This is a genomic window from Streptomyces venezuelae ATCC 10712 (assembly GCF_008639165.1).
In the GTDB taxonomy this organism is placed as follows: domain Bacteria; phylum Actinomycetota; class Actinomycetes; order Streptomycetales; family Streptomycetaceae; genus Streptomyces; species Streptomyces venezuelae.
Map to the genome: position 1 here is coordinate 6638341 of NZ_CP029197.1, position 17016 is coordinate 6655356.

Consider the following 17016-nt stretch of genomic DNA (forward strand, 5'->3'; position numbering starts at 1 on the left):
CGCACCCCCACCGGGCCCCCGTCCCCGCGTCGCGGACTCTCCCCGCGCGCGCCGCAGCACCCCCGCACCACCCCGCAACGAGCCGCACCTCCTGCACCTCGCACCGCATCGCACCACCTCCCTGAACCCCGCGTCACCGCCGACGTGTAACCGACCGGAGGAACCGCCGTGGCCGCCAAGCCCCAGGTTCGCAATGCACAAGACGCAGGCTCCGCCCCCGACGACCGCGAGACGCATCCGGTCGACGAGACGCTGCCCCCACTGAAGATGCTCACCAGCGGCCTCCAGCACGTGGCCGCCATGTACGCGGGCGTCGTCGCCCCGCCCCTGATCGTCGGAGCGGCCGTCGGCCTCTCCGGCACCGAACTCACCTTCCTGACCGGCGCCAGCCTCTTCACCGCGGGCCTCGCCACCTTCCTGCAGACGCTCGGCGTCTGGAAGATCGGTGCCCGGCTGCCGTTCGTCAACGGCGTCACCTTCGCCGGTGTCGCACCGATGCTCGCCATCGTCGACACCACCGAGAACAAGGCCGACGCGCTGCCCGTGATCTTCGGCGCGATCATCGTCGCCGGACTCCTCGGCTTCCTCGCCGCCCCCTGGTTCTCCCGGCTCGTGCGGTTCTTCCCGCCGGTCGTCACCGGCACCGTGATCACCCTCATCGGTGTCTCCCTCCTCCCGGTCGCGTTCGGCTGGGCCCAGGGGCCCAACCCCCAGGCCAAGGACTACGGTTCGACGACCTACCTCTCGCTAGCCGGCATCACGCTGGTCGTCGTCCTGCTGCTCCGCCGCTTCACCCGCGGCTTCGTCAAGCAGATCGCGGTGCTCCTCGGCCTCGTCATCGGCACCGTCATCGCCATACCGTTCGGCGTCACCGACTTCTCCCCGGTGACCGAGGCGGACATCGTCGGCTTCCCGACGCCGTTCCACTTCGGCGGCCCCCAGTTCGCCCTCGCCGCGATCATCTCGATGTGCGTGGTCATGCTGGTCTCCATGACCGAGTCGACCGCCGACATGCTGGCGCTCGGCGAGATCGTCGAACGGCCCGCCGACGAGAAGACCATCGCCGCCGGACTGCGCGCCGACACCCTCGGCTCCGCGCTCAGCCCGCTCTTCAACGGCTTCATGTGCAGCGCCTTCGCGCAGAACATCGGCCTGGTCGCCATGACCCGCATCCGCAGCCGCTTCGTCGTCGCCTGCGGCGGCGGCTTCCTGGTCCTGATGGGCCTCTCGCCGGTCGCCGCCTCGCTCATCTCGGTCGTCCCCCGGCCGGTGCTCGGCGGCGCGGGCGTCGTCCTCTTCGGCTCGGTCGCCGCCAGCGGCATCCAGACCCTCGTCAAGGCCGGTCTGGAGAAGGACAACAACGTGCTGATCGTGGCCGTCTCACTGGCCGTCGGCATCATCCCGATCACCAAGCCGGACTTCTACCACGCCTTCCCGGAGACCGCCCAGATCATCCTGGACTCCGGCATCTCCACCGGCTGCGTCGCGGCCGTGCTGCTCAACGTGGTCTTCAACCACCTGGGCCGGGGCCGGGACGCCGACGAGGTCACCGCGCCGATGGAGCCCGGCGAGGAGATCTCCGGCAGCCACTCGGCGAAGGCGGCGCACGTCCACTGAACCGGCCGCCCGACACCCCGCCACCTGCCCCGGCCCCCGCGCACCCCGCGGGGCCCGGGGCGGTGGTGCTGCTCAACCCCAACACCTCCGCCGCCACCACCCGGATGATGACCGCCCTCGCCCGGCGGGCCCTGGGCGACGCCTTCCCAGTCCGCGGCGTGACCGCGTCCCGCGGCCCCGGCATGCTCACCGACCGGCCGCCCTGCGCGCCGCCGCCCCCGAAGTGCTCGCCGCCGGCCTGCGCGCCACGGCCAGCGGCTGCGCGGCACTGCTCGTCGGCGCCTTCGGCGACCCGGGCCTGACGGAGCTGCGCGCGGCGACCGGCGTGCCCGTCGTGGGCCTGGGCGAAGCGGCCCTCAGGGAAGCGGCCGCCGGCGGCACCCCCTTCGGCATCGCCACCACGACGCCGCTCCTCGCCGGGTCGATCGCCGCGCAGGTCACCGCGCTCGGCCTGGCCCACCGGTACACGGGCCTCCGCCTCACCACAGACGCCCCCGAGCGGCTCTCCGCCGACCCGGACTCCCTCCTCGACCAGCTGGAGCGGGCGGTCCGCGCCTGCGCGGTACGGGACGGGGCCCGGGCGGTCGTCATCGGCGGCGGCCCGCTCGGCGAGGCGGCCGAGGCGCTGCGCGCCCGCTGCGCGGTCCGGATCGTGGCCCCGGTCCCGGCGGCCTGCCGGGAGATCGTCCGCCGCCTCTCCGGGTGAGGGCCGCGCTCCCGGCCCAGGCGCCGGCTCACCGCTCCACCGCGATCCGGCGGCGGCACTCCTGGGCCAGCGGCGGGTAGGCGGCGGCGATCGCCTCGTACAGCCGCCGTCGCAGCAGCCGCTCGGCCTCGCCCCGCCCGGTCTCCCCGTACAGGCCGTCGAGCAGCGCCTCGTACCGCGAGAGGGCGTGCCGCAGATAGCCGACCTGCCACCGCACGAGCGCTCCGGCGACGGGCGGGCCGTCCCCTGCGCCGTGCGCGCCCAGGAGCTTGCGGTGCCGCACCGCCCGCCGCTCCAGCTCGGGTCCGGGGAGCCGGGGCACCTCGATCGGTTCCGCGCGGATCGCGGCCAGGACGGCGGCCCTGCGCCGCCCGGCGTACGCCACGGCGGCCGCGGAACGGGCGGGGGAGGCCGAGGTGTCGGCGAACTCGGGTGTCCGCTCCACCGTTTCGACCCGGGCCAGGAGGTAGAGCCGCAGCGGCGTGAGCGACCAGCGGCGCGGGTCGCGGCCCTGGACGTCGGGCGTGCCGAGCAGGTCCCGCACCATCGTGTCGGTCCAGCCCCGGCGGCGTACCCCCGCGTGGGTCACATAGGTCGTACGGTCCGTCATGGTTCCCCCAGATTTGACTACGGAGCGTGATGTTCTCAGTGAAGCGCACCCCACTGACAACGACCCCTTGTCGAGGTCGGCCCGACTGTGCGATATAGGTCTGGACCTTTCCGACGGACGGAGGCCCGGCCGTGCAACGCCCGCTCCCCACAGCCCAGTTGAATTCACGCCCGCTCGCCCGAATTGCGCCGGCCGCGCTGCAGCTGGCCCTCGTGCTCGCCCTCGCCGGCTGCTCCTCCGCCGCCGTGCCCGAGGCCAAGGACACCCGCGCCCCTACGGTCCCCTCCGGCGTCACCGCAACCGCCGGCAGCTCCGGCACGGTCCACGTGATGTGGAGCGCCGCCACCGACGACCGGGCCGTCACCGGCTACGCGGTCTACAGCGAGGGCCGCAAGATCAAGGACCTCCCCGCCACCACCCTCATGACCGACGTCGTCGGACTCGCCCCCGCCACCCGCCACCGCTTCACCGTCCGCGCCCGCGACGCCGCCGGCAACGTCTCCGCCCCCAGCGCCACCGTCACCGCGACCACCCTCCGCGCCACGGCCGAGGACCGCACACCCCCCAGCACGCCCTCCGCCCTCCGCGCCACCCCCGACGGCAGCCGCGCCGTCACACTCCGCTGGTCCGCCGCGGAGGACGACACCCGGGTCACCGCCTACGACGTCTACCAGGCCGACACCCGCATCCACACCGTCCCCGGCACCGCCACCACCGCCCACGTCACCGGACTGCGCCCCGGCACGGCCTACGCCTTCACCGTCCGCGCCCGCGACGCCGCCGAGAACTCCTCCCCGGACAGCGCCCCCGCCGACCTCACCACCGTCCCGTCCCCGGGCGCGCCCCCGAACACCGCCCCCACCCGGCTCGCCGTGACGTCGGCCAAGGGCGAGATCACCGTCACCTGGACCCCACCGGACACCGGCGCCCCGGTGACCCACCACGAACTCCACCTCAACGGCCGCTTCGCCACCACCATCATCTGGGGCACCACCCCACCGCCCGGCCGCGCCACCTACACCTTCCCGGTCCAGGACCCCCCGGGCACCCGCTACACCGTCACCCTCCGCGCCCAACTCCCCGACGGCACCTGGGGCGACTTCTCGGCCCCCCGAACGGTGGAGGTCCACTGAGACCGGTCGCCCCGAAACCCGCTCCCTCCGGCTGTGCCCCGAAACCCGCTCCCTCCGGATGCGGAGTCGTACGCCTGATCCGGCACGGCAGAACTACCCTGGGAAGCGTGGCCGAGACCGTTCTCACCAACACCGGGCTCGACAGCTTCCTCGACGGAGCACCCGAGCGCCGCGACCCCGTTTTCGTCCGTGCCGCCGAGGCGGTGCTCGGGCTGCTGGCCCTTCGTGGGGCCGACCGGGGGACGGGGGTGCCCGAGCCGACGCCCCCGCTCGTGCGGCAGTTGCTCGTCGAGGACCTGCCGACCTTCGTGTACGCCCCGCCCGGCACGCTCCACGCCTATCCCGCCGTGGTGGGGGCGCTCGCCGCGCGGTTCGACGGGACGCTGCACCAGGAGGTCGCCCAGGCGGTGAAGGACGCCGCCGACGACTTCGAGCGGGCCATGACCGACCCAGGGAACCTCACCTGGCACCGGTGGTACGCCTCGCTCCTGAGGACCTGCGGGGCCGACCTCACCGACCCCGAGGACGTACGGCGCAGGCTCGCCGCCCTCGACGGCGCCCCGCTGCCCGACGGCGTGCACCGGGCCGACCTGATGGGCCGTACGGCCCTCGCCGACGTCCTGCTCGCCGAGGCGCTCACGCGCGCGTACGTACGGGACGCCGAGGAACCGCCCCCCGCCGGGCCGCTGCTCACCGACCACGCCGTGGCCACCGGCATCGGACAGGTGGCCGCCGCGCTCCAGGACCGCTGGACGGCCGCCGGGCTCGCCGAACAGCTCGCCGGGCCGTACGCCCGCTTCGCCCCCGGGCCCGACGCCTTCCCCCATCTGGTCCTGGCCGACGCCCTGCTCGACGAGCACCTCGACCACTACGGCGACACCGCCGCCCCCGTGCCCCCGCCGCCCGCGATCGAGGCCGGGCCCCACGAGGCCGACGCGGACGCCCTGATCACGGCCGTCGAGGAGCTGTCCGAGGAGGAGTTCGAGCCGTACGGCGGCGAGGCCCCGCACCTGCTGTACGTGGCCTACCGGCGCGGCTGCTCGGCCGACTCGGTCGCCCGCAAGGCCGCCGAGTACGAGGACTGGTCCGTCGACCCGGCCCTTGAGGACCTGCCCGTGCCGGTACCCGCAGAGGCCTCCGGCCCGTACACGGTCCCGCCCGTCCCGGAGCTCGTGCGGCTCCTCGGCGGGACGGAGCTGACCGAGGCCGACCGCGCCCGGCTCGAAGGGCCGGCCCGGGACCTCGCCACCGTCCTCGACCGGCTCGCCGCGACCGGCCTGGTCTTCCGCGCCGGTGACGCCTTCGGGCTCACCCCGCGTGGCGCGGGCGTCGTGCGCTATCTGCTCCGGGTGCGCGAGGTCGCCGCGCCCGACGCGGCCGAGGTCAGGGCCTGGGCGGCGACTGATCTGGTGGCCGCCGCCGGAGGCTGGCCGGGCTGCGTCGCCGCGGGCGTGCTCGCCGACTGGCTCCACGCGCGCGGGGACACCGCCGAGGCCTGGTCCGAACTGCTCGCCGCGCTGGGTACGGTCCACGCCGGCACCGCCGACGCGGCCGCCGTCCGTGGGCTCTTCACCGTCCTCGACACCTCCACCGCCCCGCCCGACGCCCTCCGTGGCGCCCTCCGCGACCCGGTGATCGGCGCGTACGCCCATCAGGCGCTCCGCGCGCGGGGCGAGGCCTCCGACCTGATCCAGGTACGGATCTCGGCGCGCGCCCTGTTCGTCCTCGACGCGCTGCCCGCCAAGAAGGGGCCGCTGGAGTCCCGCCGGGGCGCCTTCGACGAGGCTGCGGCCGCCTGGCCGGGCGGTTCCGCCGCCCTGGTCCGGGCGATGGCCGCGGCCGACCGGCACGAGACGGAGCGGGTCCTCGGCCCGCTCGGCCTCGCCTCGGCGGGCTAGCCGTCACGCGCGCCCGCCGGTCGTCGGCGCGGTGGCCGTCACGTGCGCCTCTCGGTCGTCGGCGCGGTGGACGTCAGCGGCCGTACCCGCCTCAGCCCGCCGTGAGGTACATCCCCGACGGCCCCGCGCCCGCCGTGTTCCGGCAGCTCTGGTGACCCGTCGGGCGGGCGTGGACCAGGGCGAGGCAGCGGCCGAGGGCCTGCTGGCCGTAGGCGTTGGGGTGCATGGACTCCTGGACGAGGCCCTGGGTGCTCTGACTGTCGATCCAGCGCGCCCACTCGCTCGTCGTCCCCGACGCCGGCGCGGTCGACGTCACCTGACGGCTCGCCTTCGCGCACACCTCGCGGCCCTGGAGCGCGTCCCGCAGGTCCATGAACTGCACGCCCTTGGCCGTGGCGACCGCCTTCAGCCGGTCGGCGAGCTGCGGGACGAGGGAGTCGCGGGCCCAGTCGGAGTCGGCGTTCCAGAAGGGGCAGCCGCCGGTGTTCGTACGGGACCAGCCGCTCTCGCCGTACCGGTTGTCGGCGGCGCGGGGGATGGGGGAGGGGTACGACTGGAGGACGATCCGGTAGTCGGACGAGGCGTATCCGGCGCCGGTCATGACGGCCCGGATCTCGTCCACCGAGCGGCCGACGTCCGCCATGACGCCGTCGATCCGCGCGTCCACCTCGGCCTGCTGGTCGTCGTGGCAGTACGAGTACCAGACGATGTAGTCGGTCGCGCAGGTGGTGATGATGTCGGCGAAACCGAGGTCGTTGCCGCCGATGGAGAGCGCGATCAGCTCCACGTCGTGCGAGGCGGCGACCGCCGCCAGCTGGTCGGCCTGCGGGGCCTCGCCCTTGTAGGCCTGGCCGCCCCGGGAGGCCCGGAACACGTTCTTCGTCGTGGCGCCCGAACAGGCCAGGTTGACGAGCGAACTCGCGATCGGACCCGCGCTCCGCACCTCCGCGGTGTCTGAACGGTGGCAGCCGCCGGCGGTCCCGCCGTACACCCGGGACGGGTCGTAGGCGCTGCCCGTCCAGGCCCGGTCGGTGCCGTTGCGGCTCCCGGAGTTGGTGAGGCTGTTGCCGAACCAGCGGCCGGCCTCGCCGGAGATGTAGCTGTCGCCCATGGCGACGACGGCGGTGGGCCCGGCGCCGGGCGCGGCCGTGGCGGCCGGGGCGGCGAAGGAGGCGAGCCCGGCGGCGGTACACAGTGCCAGGAGTGCGCGCAGCGCACGGTGGGGGGTCGAAGGCATGGCTGTGCTCCTGCGGTACGCAGTGACGTGGGGGACAGCCGCCGGCCGGTGGCACGGCGGAATCTGTCACCTCCCGGCTTGTTACCGCTAGGTAGCTGCATATCTCGGTTCCGTCACGTCCCCTGTGAGCCCACAGGCACGCGAAACGGCTCCGCCCCGACACGCGCGCGCGTGCCGGGGCGGAGCCCTGTTCAGAAGGTGTGCGGCCGCTGTGCGGTCGGCCGACGGGCGGTCGTCAGCCGATCAGCTGCTCGTACGCGGGGAGGGTCAGGAAGTCGGCGTAGTCGGCGTCGAGGGAGACGTGCAGGAGCAGGTCGTGGGCCTGCTGCCACTTGCCGGCCGCGAAGGCCTCCTCGCCGATCTCCGCGCGGATCGCGGCCAGTTCCTCGGCGGCGACCTCGCGGGCCAGTTCCGGGGTGGCGGTCTTGCCGTTCTCGAAGACGACACCGGCGTTGATCCACTGCCAGATCTGCGAGCGCGAGATCTCGGCGGTGGCGGCGTCCTCCATCAGGTTGAAGATGGCGACGGCGCCGAGGCCGCGCAGCCACGCCTCGATGTAGCGGATGCCGACCTGCACGGCGCTGACCAGGCCCGCGTAGGTGGGCTCGGCGTCCAGCGAGTCGATGGCGATCAGGTCGCCGGGCGCGACGGAGACGTCCTCGCGGAGCCGGTCCTTCTGGTTCGGCTTCGCGCCGAGGACGGCGTCGAAGGAGGCCATCGCGATCGGCACCAGGTCGGGGTGGGCGACCCAGGAACCGTCGAAGCCGTCGCCGGCCTCACGGTCCTTGTCGGCCTTGACCTTCTCGAACGCGACCTTGTTGACCTCGGCGTCCTTGCGGGACGGGATGAAGGCCGCCATGCCGCCGATCGCGTGGGCACCGCGCTTGTGGCAGGTGCGCACGAGGAGTTCGGTGTACGCGCGCATGAACGGGGCCGTCATCGTGACCGCGTTGCGGTCCGGCAGGACGAACTTCTGCCCGCCGTCACGGAAGTTCTTGACGATGGAGAACAGGTAGTCCCAGCGGCCCGCGTTCAACCCGGCGGCGTGGTCGCGGAGTTCGTAGAGGATCTCCTCCATCTCGTACGCGGCCGTGATGGTCTCGATGAGGACCGTGGCGCGGACGGTGCCCTGCGGGATGCCGACGTAGTCCTGGGCGAAGACGAAGATCTCGTTCCAGAGGCGGGCCTCCAGGTGCGACTCGGTCTTCGGCAGGTAGAAGTACGGGCCCTTGCCGAGGTCGATCAGACGCTGGGCGTTGTGGAAGAAGTACAGGCCGAAGTCGACGAGCGCACCCGGCACCGGCCGGCCGTCGAAGGTCAGGTGACGCTCCTCCAGGTGCCAGCCGCGCGGCCGCATGACGACCGTGGCCAGCTCCTCGGCCGGCTTGAGGGCGTACGACTTGCCCGAGCGCGGGTCCGTGAAGTCGATCTTCCGGGCGTACGCGTCGATCAGATTGAGCTGCCCCAGGACCACGTTCTCCCAGGTCGGCGCGGAGGCGTCCTCGAAGTCCGCGAGCCAGACCTTCGCGCCGGAGTTGAGCGCGTTGATCGTCATCTTGCGGTCGGTCGGGCCGGTGATCTCGACGCGGCGGTCGTTCAGGGCCGCCGGGGCGGGCGCGACCTCCCAGGAGTCGTCGGCGCGGATCGCCGCCGTCTCCGGCAGGAAGTCCAGGGTGGAGGTACGGGCGATCTCGGCGCGACGCTCCTGGCGGCGGGCGAGGAGCTCGTCCCGGCGCGGGGTGAACCGCCGGTGCAGTTCGGCGACGAAGGCCAGGGCGGCCTCGGTGAGCACCTCTTCCTGGCGCGGCAGGGGCTCGGCATCGACGACGGCCAGGGGGGACGGCGCTGGTGCGGACATGAACTGTCACTTCCTTCAGCGGACTTCACGGGCGGTGCCACACGGCCGCCGGGCGTCGCGGGACGGCACGGAGTGCCGCAGGCGCCGAGATACGGCCGCAAGCGCCTTCTGAACGAGCAGGCGCTTCTGAACAGTGGATACTAGTTTCCTCATGGTGGAAGTTCAATGGTTTGTTGATGTCGAGATTCTCCGGATCGACAGACCATGGCGCTGGGTGCCACGCCCTTCACTCCAAGTGCGCCAGATCCGCCTCCGTGTCGATGTCGTAGGGCTCGGCCACATCCGAGCAGTCCACCGGCGTGATCGCATCCCGGTGCGCCGCCAGATAGTCCCGTGCGCCCCGGTCGCCCACCGCGAGCTCCGCGATCCCCGCCCAGTGCGCCGCCCCGAACAGCACCGGATGGCCCCGCACCCCGTCGTACGACGCCGCCGCCAGCGCGTCCCGCGACCCGTACGCCGCCCGGACCCGGCCCACCGCCTCCGCCCCGATCCCCGGCTGGTCCACCAGCAGGACGAGCGCCGCGTCCACCCCGCGTGGATCGGCGGCCAGCGAGCCGAGCCCCGCCCGCAGCGAGGAGCCCATGCCCTCGGCCCACGCCGGGTTGTCCACCAGGACGCACCCCGGCAGCTCGGCCCGCTCCCGTACGAGCTCGGCCGAGGCGCCCAGGACCACGTGCACCACCTCGCAGCCGGCCGCGCGCAGCACCCCCACCGCGTGCTCGACCAAGGGCCGGCCGCGGTGGGACAGGAGGGCCTTGGGGCGCCCCCCGAGCCGCCGCCCGCCCCCGGCGGCGAGCAGCAGACCCGCGACGACGGGAGTACGGACATCGGTTCGATCGCGCGCTGTTGTCATGAGGACTGCATACCTCATCAGGCGGAATGACACGGTCGCCTGAATTCCGGCGGAGGGGGGTGGCGCGTCGGGGTGGCGAAGGAGTTAACTGACCCGCGACCCCCGGCGCCGGCCACCGCTCGACGGGCCGCTCGGAGTGTTCGGAGTGTGGAGTTCTGCGCACAGAGTCGTGCGAGGGGGAGAACCATGTTGCGAAGCGTGGGGCAGAGGCGAGTGACCGGCGAGGGCGTGGACCCCAGGGTGGCCGAACTGCGGTCCGCCGTGTCCCGGCTCCGCCGCGAACTGGCCGCCCACCGCGTGGAGTTCACCGACCGGGGCATCGCCGAGGACGAACTCGCCGCGCTCGACGCGATGGCCCTCAGCGGCGCCCCGGAGGTACGACGGCTGCGCCGCTCGCTGCTCCTCGTCGCGGGCTCGGTCGGCTCCGTCAGCGCACTCGCGGAGGGCCTCGCGGACGTCCGCCGAGCGGTGGAACTCTTCGGGCCGCCGCCTCCGCCTCCGCCGGCGGGGCAGGGGGCCTGACGCGGCGGACGGTCCGGCGAGACCGTCGGCCGTCGGCGGAGTGGTCAGCGCCTGATCAGGCGGCGGGCCGTCGCGGCCGCCACCGCCGCCGTACGCGAGTCGACGCCCAGCTTCGCGAACACGTGCACCAGATGGGACTTCACCGTCGCCTGGCTCAGGAACAGCACCTTGCTGATCTGCTGGTTCGACAGGCCCTCACCGACCAGCTGGAGCACCTCAAGCTCGCGCCGGGTCAGCGCCTCCGCCGGCGTCCGCATCCGGTCCATCAGCCGGTGCGCCACCGCCGGGGCGAGCGCCGACTGACCGGCGGCGGCGGTCCGGACGGCCGCCGCCAGCTCCTCCGGGGGAGCGTCCTTGAGGAGGTAGCCGGAGGCCCCCGCCTCCACCGCCGCCAGGATGTCCGCGTCCGTGTCGTACGTCGTCAGGACGAGCACCTTCGGCCCGCCGGGCGCGGCGGTGATCGCCGCCGTCGCCTCCGAGCCGTGCATCCCGGAACCGAACTGAAGGTCCATCAGGACCACGTCCACGCCCCCGGCGGCGGCCAGCTCCACCGCGCGCTCGGCGGTGGCCGCCTCCGCGACGACGGTGAAGTCCGCCTCGGTGTCGAGGACCGCGCGCAGACCCGCCCGTACCACCGGGTGGTCGTCGGCCAGGAGAAGGCGGATGGTCATGCTCTTCACGCTCCGGCGGGGAGGGGGAGGGAGACGGCGACGGCGGTGCCCTGGCCGGGGGCGGACTCGACGGTGAACGTGCCGCCCAGCGACTCCGCGCGCGAACGCATCGCCGGAAGCCCGAAACCGCCGTCGGAGGACGGCCGGACGGCGCCCGGATCGAACCCCGCGCCGTCGTCGACCACGTCCAGGGTCACCGAGGCGTCCATGAACGACAGGGTGATCTCCGCCCGCGCGGCCGCCGCGTGCCGCACGGTGTTGGCGAGCGCCGACTGCGCGATCCGCAGCAGCGCCACTTCGTAGGGGGTCGGCAGCTCGACCGGCGTCCCGCTCACCGAGAACCGCACCCGGGGCCCGGCACCGGGCCGACGCGCCCCGGCACCGGCTTGCGGCTCGTGGGCCCCGGCACCTGCTCGCGATTCGTGGGCGTCCCCGGCATCCGCTCCCGGTTCGCACAGGCGTTCCAGGGCCGCCGCGAGGGAACCGTGTTCCAGGTCAGGGGGTGTCAGGGCACGTACGAAGCGCCTCGCCTCCGCCAGGTTGTCCTGGGCGGCCCGCCGGGCGCCGTCGATGTGACCCGCGGCCGGCGAACCCGGCGGCAGGGCGCGCTCGGCCGCCCGCAGCAGCAGCTGGATCGACGACAGGCCCTGGGCGAGCGTGTCGTGGATCTCGCGCGCGAGCCGCTCCCGCTCGGCGAGCGTTCCCGCGTGCCGCTCCGCCGCCGCCAGCTCGGCCCGCGTCGCGATCAGCTCCTCGATCAGCCGGCGCCGCCGCTCGCTCTCCCGGTACAGCGCCTGGTAGCCGAGGACCGTGGCCACCGCGACGGCCGCGCCGAGCAGCGGCCCGATGAAGACGCCCGGGTTGAGCGGGGCGCCGTGCCCCACGTACGAGAGGATCGCCGCGACCGCCGTCAGGACGACCACCGGCACCGATCGGCGGACCGGCAGCAGGTGTAGCTGGAGGAAGTAGAGCGGGAAGGCCACCCAGAGCGCCTCGGGGGTGAGGCAGAGCAGCGCGACCCAGGACGCGCCGAGGACGGCCAGCCACACCGCGGCGGCCCGCTGCGAGCTCCGTACCGACGGGAGGTACGACCCTGCCGCGTAGACCGCGCCGGTCACCCCCGCGAGCACCGTTCCGGCCGCCGAGTCCGCCCGTACCGCCGCGAGCACGAGCAGCCCCGCCATCAGCAGGTGCAGACAGAGGCGCAGTGCGCGCAGGGCGGGGGTGAGGGAGCGGGGATCCATGGTGCCCCCCAGCCTAGACAGCGCTGGACAATACGGGCTCAACCGAAAGTTTGATTCGGTCTCCACGGCGCTCAGGCTGCCCCCCCGCCCCGCGTCTCGCATCAACCGAAAGATTGACCGCCGAGCCATCCGTGGCGCGATGCCCGAAAGGCCCCCGGCCGACCACTCTGGTCCGCATGTTCGTGGCATGGAGAGACCTCAGATTCGCCAAGGGGCGCTTCGCCCTCATGGGCACCGTGATCGTGCTGATCACCCTGCTCGTGGGGCTGCTGTCCGGGCTGACCGCCGGGCTCGCGCGGGAGAACGTCTCCGCGATCACCGGTCTGCCCGCCGACCGGCTCGCCTTCGCCGCGCCGCCGTCCGGGCAGTCGGTCTCCTTCACCAATTCCACGGTGACGGAGGACCAGTGGCGCCGGTGGTCGCAGCGGCCCGGTGTCGCCTTCGCCGCGCCGCTCGGCATCCGTACGCTCAACGCCGCCGCCGGGGACCGTACCGCCGCCGTCTCCGCCTTCGGTACGGAACCGGCGAGCGGGCTCGCCCCCGTCGCCCCCGCCACCGGCAAGGCCGTCCTGTCCGAGTCCGCGGCCGAGGAGCTGGGCGTCGCGCCCGGCGACGCCGTCCGGCTCGGCCCCCTGGAGCTCACCGTCGCGGCGGTGGCGGGCGACGCCTCGTACAGCCACACGCCGGTGGTGTGGACCTCCCTCGACGACTGGCAGCGGCTGGGGCACAGCGGCACCACCGCGCCGGAACAGGCCACCGTCATCGCCCTGCGCGGCGGCGAGGGGACGGACTGGGCGGCGGGCGACGCGGCCGTCGGCACGGAGGCGCGGACCGTCGACGATGCCCTCACCGCCATAGGGTCCTACCAGGCCGAGAACGGCTCCCTACAGCTCATGCGGGGCTTCCTCTTCGCCATCTCCGCGCTGGTCATAGGAGCCTTCTTCACCGTCTGGACCATCCAGCGCAGCGGCGACGTCGCCGTCCTCAAGGCGCTCGGCGCCTCCACCCCGTACCTCCTCAAGGACGCCCTCGGGCAGGCGGTGCTGATGCTCACGGCCGGCACCCTGCTCGGCACGGCGCTCGCCGTCGGCATCGGCGCGCTGGTCAGCGGCGGGAACGTGCCGTTCGTCCTGGAGCCGCTGACCGTCCTCGGCCCGGCCGCGGTGATCGTCGTACTCGGCGTGCTCGGCGCGGCGCTGTCCATCCGGCGGATCACCGCCGTCGATCCTCTGATCGCCCTCGGGAGCGCCCGATGAGTCTCGTCCTCGACTCCGTCACCCTCACCTACCCCGACGGGGACGGCCGCCTGACCGCCCTCGACGCGGTCTCCCTCACCGTCCCCGCCGGGACCCTCACCGCCGTCGTCGGGCCCTCGGGCTCCGGCAAGTCCAGCCTGCTCGCGGTCGCCGCGACCCTCGTGACGCCGGACCGGGGGCGGGTGGTCGTCGCCGGTACGGACACGGCGGCGCTGGACGCGGCGGCGCGGGCGGAGCTGCGGCGGCAGCGGGTCGGGATCGTCTTCCAGCAGCCCAATCTGCTGCCCTCGCTCACGGCGGCCGAACAGCTCCAGGTGATGGCCCACCTGTCCGGCCGGGCCCCGAAGGCGGCCCGGCCCCGGGCGATGGAGCTGCTCGACGCGGTGGGCCTCGCGGATCTGGCCGGGCGCCGGCCGCACCAGCTGTCCGGCGGCCAGCGCCAGCGGGTGAACATCGCGCGGGCCCTGATGAACGAGCCCGCGGTCCTCCTCGTCGACGAGCCGACGAGCGCGCTGGACCACGAGCGGGGGGCGGCGGTGGTGGAGCTGCTGGCAGGGCTGACGGTGGAGCGGGGGACGGCGACGGTGGTGGTGACGCACGACCGTGCGCATGCGGCGCGGGCGGGGACGGTGGTGGAGGTCGAGGACGGCCGTCTGACCCCGCAGGGGGCGGCCGTCTGACCTCGCACGGGGCAGGGGTCTGAGCCCACACGGGGCGGCCGTCTGACCCCGCAGCGGGCGGGGGCTGACTCCACCTCACGCACGCAACCTCACGCACGCGCGTACGGGCTGCCGCGGCGGGCGGCCGGGCCCGGGCCCGCGCCCCCTGCGGCAGCCCCTCGTGGTCGGGACCTGCGGCGTGGCGCGGCCGCGCGACCGACTCGCCCCGCGGGCCCAGCCCCGCGGCGACCGCCAGGGCCCGCGGCCCGTCTCGGTGGGCTTACGCCCCGCCGTTGCCCGACGTGTTCGCCAGGGCCGCCGACAGTTCGCGGGCCACCTGCTGCAGGATCGGGACGATCTTCTCGGTGGCCGCTTCCGTCACACGGCCCGCCGGGCCCGAGATCGAGATGGCGGCTGCCGTGGGGGAGTCCGGGACGGAGACCGCGAGGCAGCGGACTCCTATCTCCTGCTCGTTGTCGTCGACCGCGTATCCCGTCTCGCGGACCGCGACCAGCGCGTCCAGGAAGCCGTCCGGCGTGGTGATGGTCTTCTCCGTCGCGGCCGGCATGCCGGTGCGGGCGAGCAGCGCCCGGACCTCCTCCGCCGGGGTGTGGGCGAGCAGCGCCTTGCCCACACCGGTGGAGTGCGGCAGCACCCGCCGGCCGACCTCGGTGAACATGCGCATCGAGTGCTTGGACGGCACCTGCGCCACGTACACGATCTCGTCGCCGTCGAGCAGCGCCATGTTGGCCGTCTCGCCGGTCTCCTCCACCAGCCGCGCCAGGTACGGGCGGGCCCAGGTGCCGAGGAGCCGGGAGGCGGATTCGCCGAGCCGGATGAGCCGGGGGCCGAGCGCGTACCGCCGGTTGGGCTGCTGGCGCACGTACCCGCAGGCGACGAGGGTGCGCATCAGGCGGTGGATGGTGGGGAGCGGGAGTCCGCTGCTGGCGGAGAGCTCGCTCAGCCCGACCTCGCCCCCGGCGTCGGCCATCCGCTCCAGGAGGTCGAAGGCACGCTCAAGGGACTGGACGCCCCCGCTCGCGGCGGGCTTGGCGGCGTCGGTGGTGCTGGCGCTGGACGTCGGCACGTCAACGGTCCTTTCGAGGCAGGCGGGCAAGGCTGCAGCCTACCGGCCCATCGGCCGGGGCACACGGTCCCGGTGTCGGCGTCAGGGCCGGTCAGGGCGTGTTTGTCCGGTGTCGGCGACGGCCCGGGGCGGTCCGGGTCCACCCCGCATGTGCGGAGCTACGTTCTACTGTACGGAATCCTGTTTCCACTTTGTGGAAACGTCCAAGCCGGGTTCGCCGGTGCCCGATCCTGGAATTGTGCCCTTGACGACATGTCGTCCGGAAGTGAAGACTCCTTCAACAGTTCGTTGAATTTCTTCGTGAAGCACTGGAAGAAGGGGTACGGGTGGACGTCAACCTGGTCCTGCGCTCGACGCGTGTCATCACCCCCGAGGGGACACGCCCGGCGTCGATCGCCGTCTCCGGAGGGACGATCGCGGCCGTGCTGCCGTACGACGCCGAGGTACCCGCCGGTGCCCGGCTTGAGGACGTCGGCGACGACGTCGTGCTGCCCGGACTCGTCGACACCCACGTGCACGTGAACGACCCCGGCCGCACCGAGTGGGAAGGCTTCTGGACCGCCACCCGCGCGGCCGCCGCCGGCGGCATCACCACCCTGCTCGACATGCCGCTCAACTCGCTCCCGCCGACCACCACCGTCGCGAACCTGCGCGTCAAGCAGGAGGTCGCCCGCGCCAAGGCGCACATCGACGTCGGCTTCTGGGGCGGCGCCCTGCCCGACAACGTCAAGGACCTCCGCCCGCTGCACGACGCCGGCGTCTTCGGCTTCAAGTGCTTCCTCTCGCCCTCCGGCGTCGACGAGTTCCCCTCGCTCGACCAGGAGCAGCTCGCGACCTCCCTCGCCGAGATCTCCGGCTTCGACGGCCTGATGATCGTGCACGCCGAGGACCCTCACCACCTCGCCGCCGCGCCCCAGCGCTCCGGCGGCGCGTACGCCGACTTCCTCGCCTCCCGCCCCCGGGACGCCGAGAACACGGCGATCGAGAACCTGATCAACCAGGCCCGCCGGCTCAACGCCCGCGTCCACGTCCTGCACCTCTCCTCCTCCGACGCGCTGCCCGCCCTCGCCGCCGCCAAGGCCGAGGGCGTCAAGGTCACCGTCGAGTCCTGCCCGCACTTCCTCACCCTCACGGCCGAGGAGATCCCGGACGGCGCCACCGAGTTCAAGTGCTGCCCGCCGATCCGCGAGGCCGTCAACCAGGACGCCCTCTGGCAGGGGCTCGCCGACGGCACGATCGACTGCATCGTCTCCGACCACTCGCCGTCCACGGCCGACCTCAAGACGCCCGACTTCGCGTCCGCCTGGGGCGGCATCTCCTCCCTGCAGCTCGGCCTGCCCGCCATCTGGACCGAGGCCCGCCGCCGCGGCTTCGACCTCACCGACGTCGTCCGCTGGATGTCCGAGGGCCCGGCCAGGCTCGCCGGACTCACCCGCAAGGGCGCCATCGAGGCCGGCCGCGACGCCGACTTCGCCGTCCTCGACCCGGAGGCCACCTTCACCGTCGACCCGGCCGAGCTTCAGCACCGCAACCGGATCACGGCCTACGCCGGCAAGACCCTCACCGGCGTCGTCACCTCCACCTGGCTGCGCGGTGAGCGGATCGCCGACCACGGCACCCTCGCTCCCGAGCCCTCCGGCCGCCTCCTCGAAAGGAACAACTGAC

At 73.7% G+C, this 17016-nt stretch carries 15 protein-coding genes; 8 read left to right on the forward strand and 7 right to left on the reverse strand.

Features of this window, described 5'->3' with window-relative positions; all coding sequences use genetic code 11:
• Nucleotides 1-267 precede the first annotated feature (267 nt).
• Both DEJ43_RS30540 and DEJ43_RS30545 read left to right on the forward strand, forming a co-directional pair.
• Nucleotides 268-1617: a nucleobase:cation symporter-2 family protein gene (locus DEJ43_RS30540; RefSeq protein ID WP_202491811.1), complete on the forward strand. Its 1350-nt coding sequence runs from the start codon at nucleotides 268-270 to the stop codon at nucleotides 1615-1617.
• Between the two features lie 223 nt (nucleotides 1618-1840).
• Nucleotides 1841-2323, forward strand: coding sequence for an aspartate/glutamate racemase family protein (locus DEJ43_RS30545; protein ID WP_015037278.1), 483 nt, complete (start codon nucleotides 1841-1843; stop codon nucleotides 2321-2323).
• 28 nt (nucleotides 2324-2351) lie between these two features.
• Here the strand turns inward: DEJ43_RS30545 and DEJ43_RS30550 are convergent, their stop codons facing one another.
• Nucleotides 2352-2933: a hypothetical protein gene (locus DEJ43_RS30550; RefSeq protein ID WP_015037279.1), complete on the reverse strand. Its 582-nt coding sequence runs from the start codon at nucleotides 2931-2933 to the stop codon at nucleotides 2352-2354.
• Nucleotides 2934-3064: 131 nt separating this feature from the next.
• Between DEJ43_RS30550 and DEJ43_RS30555 the strand changes: the two genes are divergently transcribed.
• On the forward strand, nucleotides 3065-4066 hold the full coding sequence (locus tag DEJ43_RS30555; protein ID WP_015037280.1) for a fibronectin type III domain-containing protein: 1002 nt from the start codon (nucleotides 3065-3067) through the stop codon (nucleotides 4064-4066).
• 107 nt (nucleotides 4067-4173) lie between these two features.
• Entirely contained in the window at nucleotides 4174-5964 is a 1791-nt protein-coding gene (locus DEJ43_RS30560) for a hypothetical protein (RefSeq protein WP_015037281.1), read from the forward strand.
• Between the two features lie 91 nt (nucleotides 5965-6055).
• Here the strand turns inward: DEJ43_RS30560 and DEJ43_RS30565 are convergent, their stop codons facing one another.
• The 3 genes from DEJ43_RS30565 to DEJ43_RS30575 all read right to left on the reverse strand — a co-directional run bounded on the left by DEJ43_RS30565 (nucleotide 6056) and on the right by DEJ43_RS30575 (nucleotide 9912).
• Nucleotides 6056-7201, reverse strand: coding sequence for a GDSL-type esterase/lipase family protein (locus DEJ43_RS30565; protein WP_015037282.1), 1146 nt, complete (start codon nucleotides 7199-7201; stop codon nucleotides 6056-6058).
• A gap of 235 nt (nucleotides 7202-7436) precedes the next feature.
• Nucleotides 7437-9059 (reverse strand): malate synthase A, encoded by a 1623-nt coding sequence (gene aceB / locus DEJ43_RS30570; protein ID WP_015037283.1) that lies wholly within the window; start codon nucleotides 9057-9059, stop codon nucleotides 7437-7439.
• A gap of 226 nt (nucleotides 9060-9285) precedes the next feature.
• Nucleotides 9286-9912, reverse strand: a complete 627-nt coding sequence (locus DEJ43_RS30575) for a nucleotidyltransferase family protein (protein ID WP_015037284.1) — start codon at nucleotides 9910-9912, stop codon at nucleotides 9286-9288.
• Nucleotides 9913-10098: 186 nt separating this feature from the next.
• Here DEJ43_RS30575 and DEJ43_RS30580 point away from each other — a divergent pair, with 186 nt between their 5' ends.
• Nucleotides 10099-10434, forward strand: coding sequence for a DUF5955 family protein (locus DEJ43_RS30580; protein WP_015037285.1), 336 nt, complete (start codon nucleotides 10099-10101; stop codon nucleotides 10432-10434).
• A gap of 44 nt (nucleotides 10435-10478) precedes the next feature.
• Here the strand turns inward: DEJ43_RS30580 and DEJ43_RS30585 are convergent, their stop codons facing one another.
• Together DEJ43_RS30585 and DEJ43_RS30590 are read right to left on the reverse strand one after the other, a co-directional pair.
• The gene (locus tag DEJ43_RS30585; protein ID WP_015037286.1) at nucleotides 10479-11105 is read right to left on the reverse strand and encodes a response regulator; all 627 of its coding nucleotides are present in this window, start codon (nucleotides 11103-11105) and stop codon (nucleotides 10479-10481) included.
• Nucleotides 11106-11110: 5 nt separating this feature from the next.
• Nucleotides 11111-12349: a sensor histidine kinase gene (locus DEJ43_RS30590; protein ID WP_015037287.1), complete on the reverse strand. Its 1239-nt coding sequence runs from the start codon at nucleotides 12347-12349 to the stop codon at nucleotides 11111-11113.
• A gap of 176 nt (nucleotides 12350-12525) precedes the next feature.
• Here DEJ43_RS30590 and DEJ43_RS30595 point away from each other — a divergent pair, with 176 nt between their 5' ends.
• Both DEJ43_RS30595 and DEJ43_RS30600 read left to right on the forward strand, forming a co-directional pair.
• The gene (locus DEJ43_RS30595) at nucleotides 12526-13605 is read left to right on the forward strand and encodes an ABC transporter permease (RefSeq protein ID WP_041663067.1); all 1080 of its coding nucleotides are present in this window, start codon (nucleotides 12526-12528) and stop codon (nucleotides 13603-13605) included.
• Entirely contained in the window at nucleotides 13602-14285 is a 684-nt protein-coding gene (locus DEJ43_RS30600; protein ID WP_071892247.1) for an ABC transporter ATP-binding protein, read from the forward strand. Before DEJ43_RS30595 ends, DEJ43_RS30600 begins: the two co-directional genes overlap by 4 nt.
• 259 nt (nucleotides 14286-14544) lie before the next feature.
• On the opposite strand, the gene DEJ43_RS30605 is transcribed toward DEJ43_RS30600, so the two are convergent.
• Entirely contained in the window at nucleotides 14545-15351 is an 807-nt protein-coding gene (locus DEJ43_RS30605) for an IclR family transcriptional regulator (protein WP_041663068.1), read from the reverse strand.
• A 326-nt stretch (nucleotides 15352-15677) separates the two neighbouring features.
• Between DEJ43_RS30605 and allB the strand changes: the two genes are divergently transcribed.
• Nucleotides 15678-17015: an allantoinase AllB gene (allB, locus tag DEJ43_RS30610; RefSeq protein ID WP_015037291.1), complete on the forward strand. Its 1338-nt coding sequence runs from the start codon at nucleotides 15678-15680 to the stop codon at nucleotides 17013-17015.
• Nucleotide 17016: the final 1 nt, after the last annotated feature.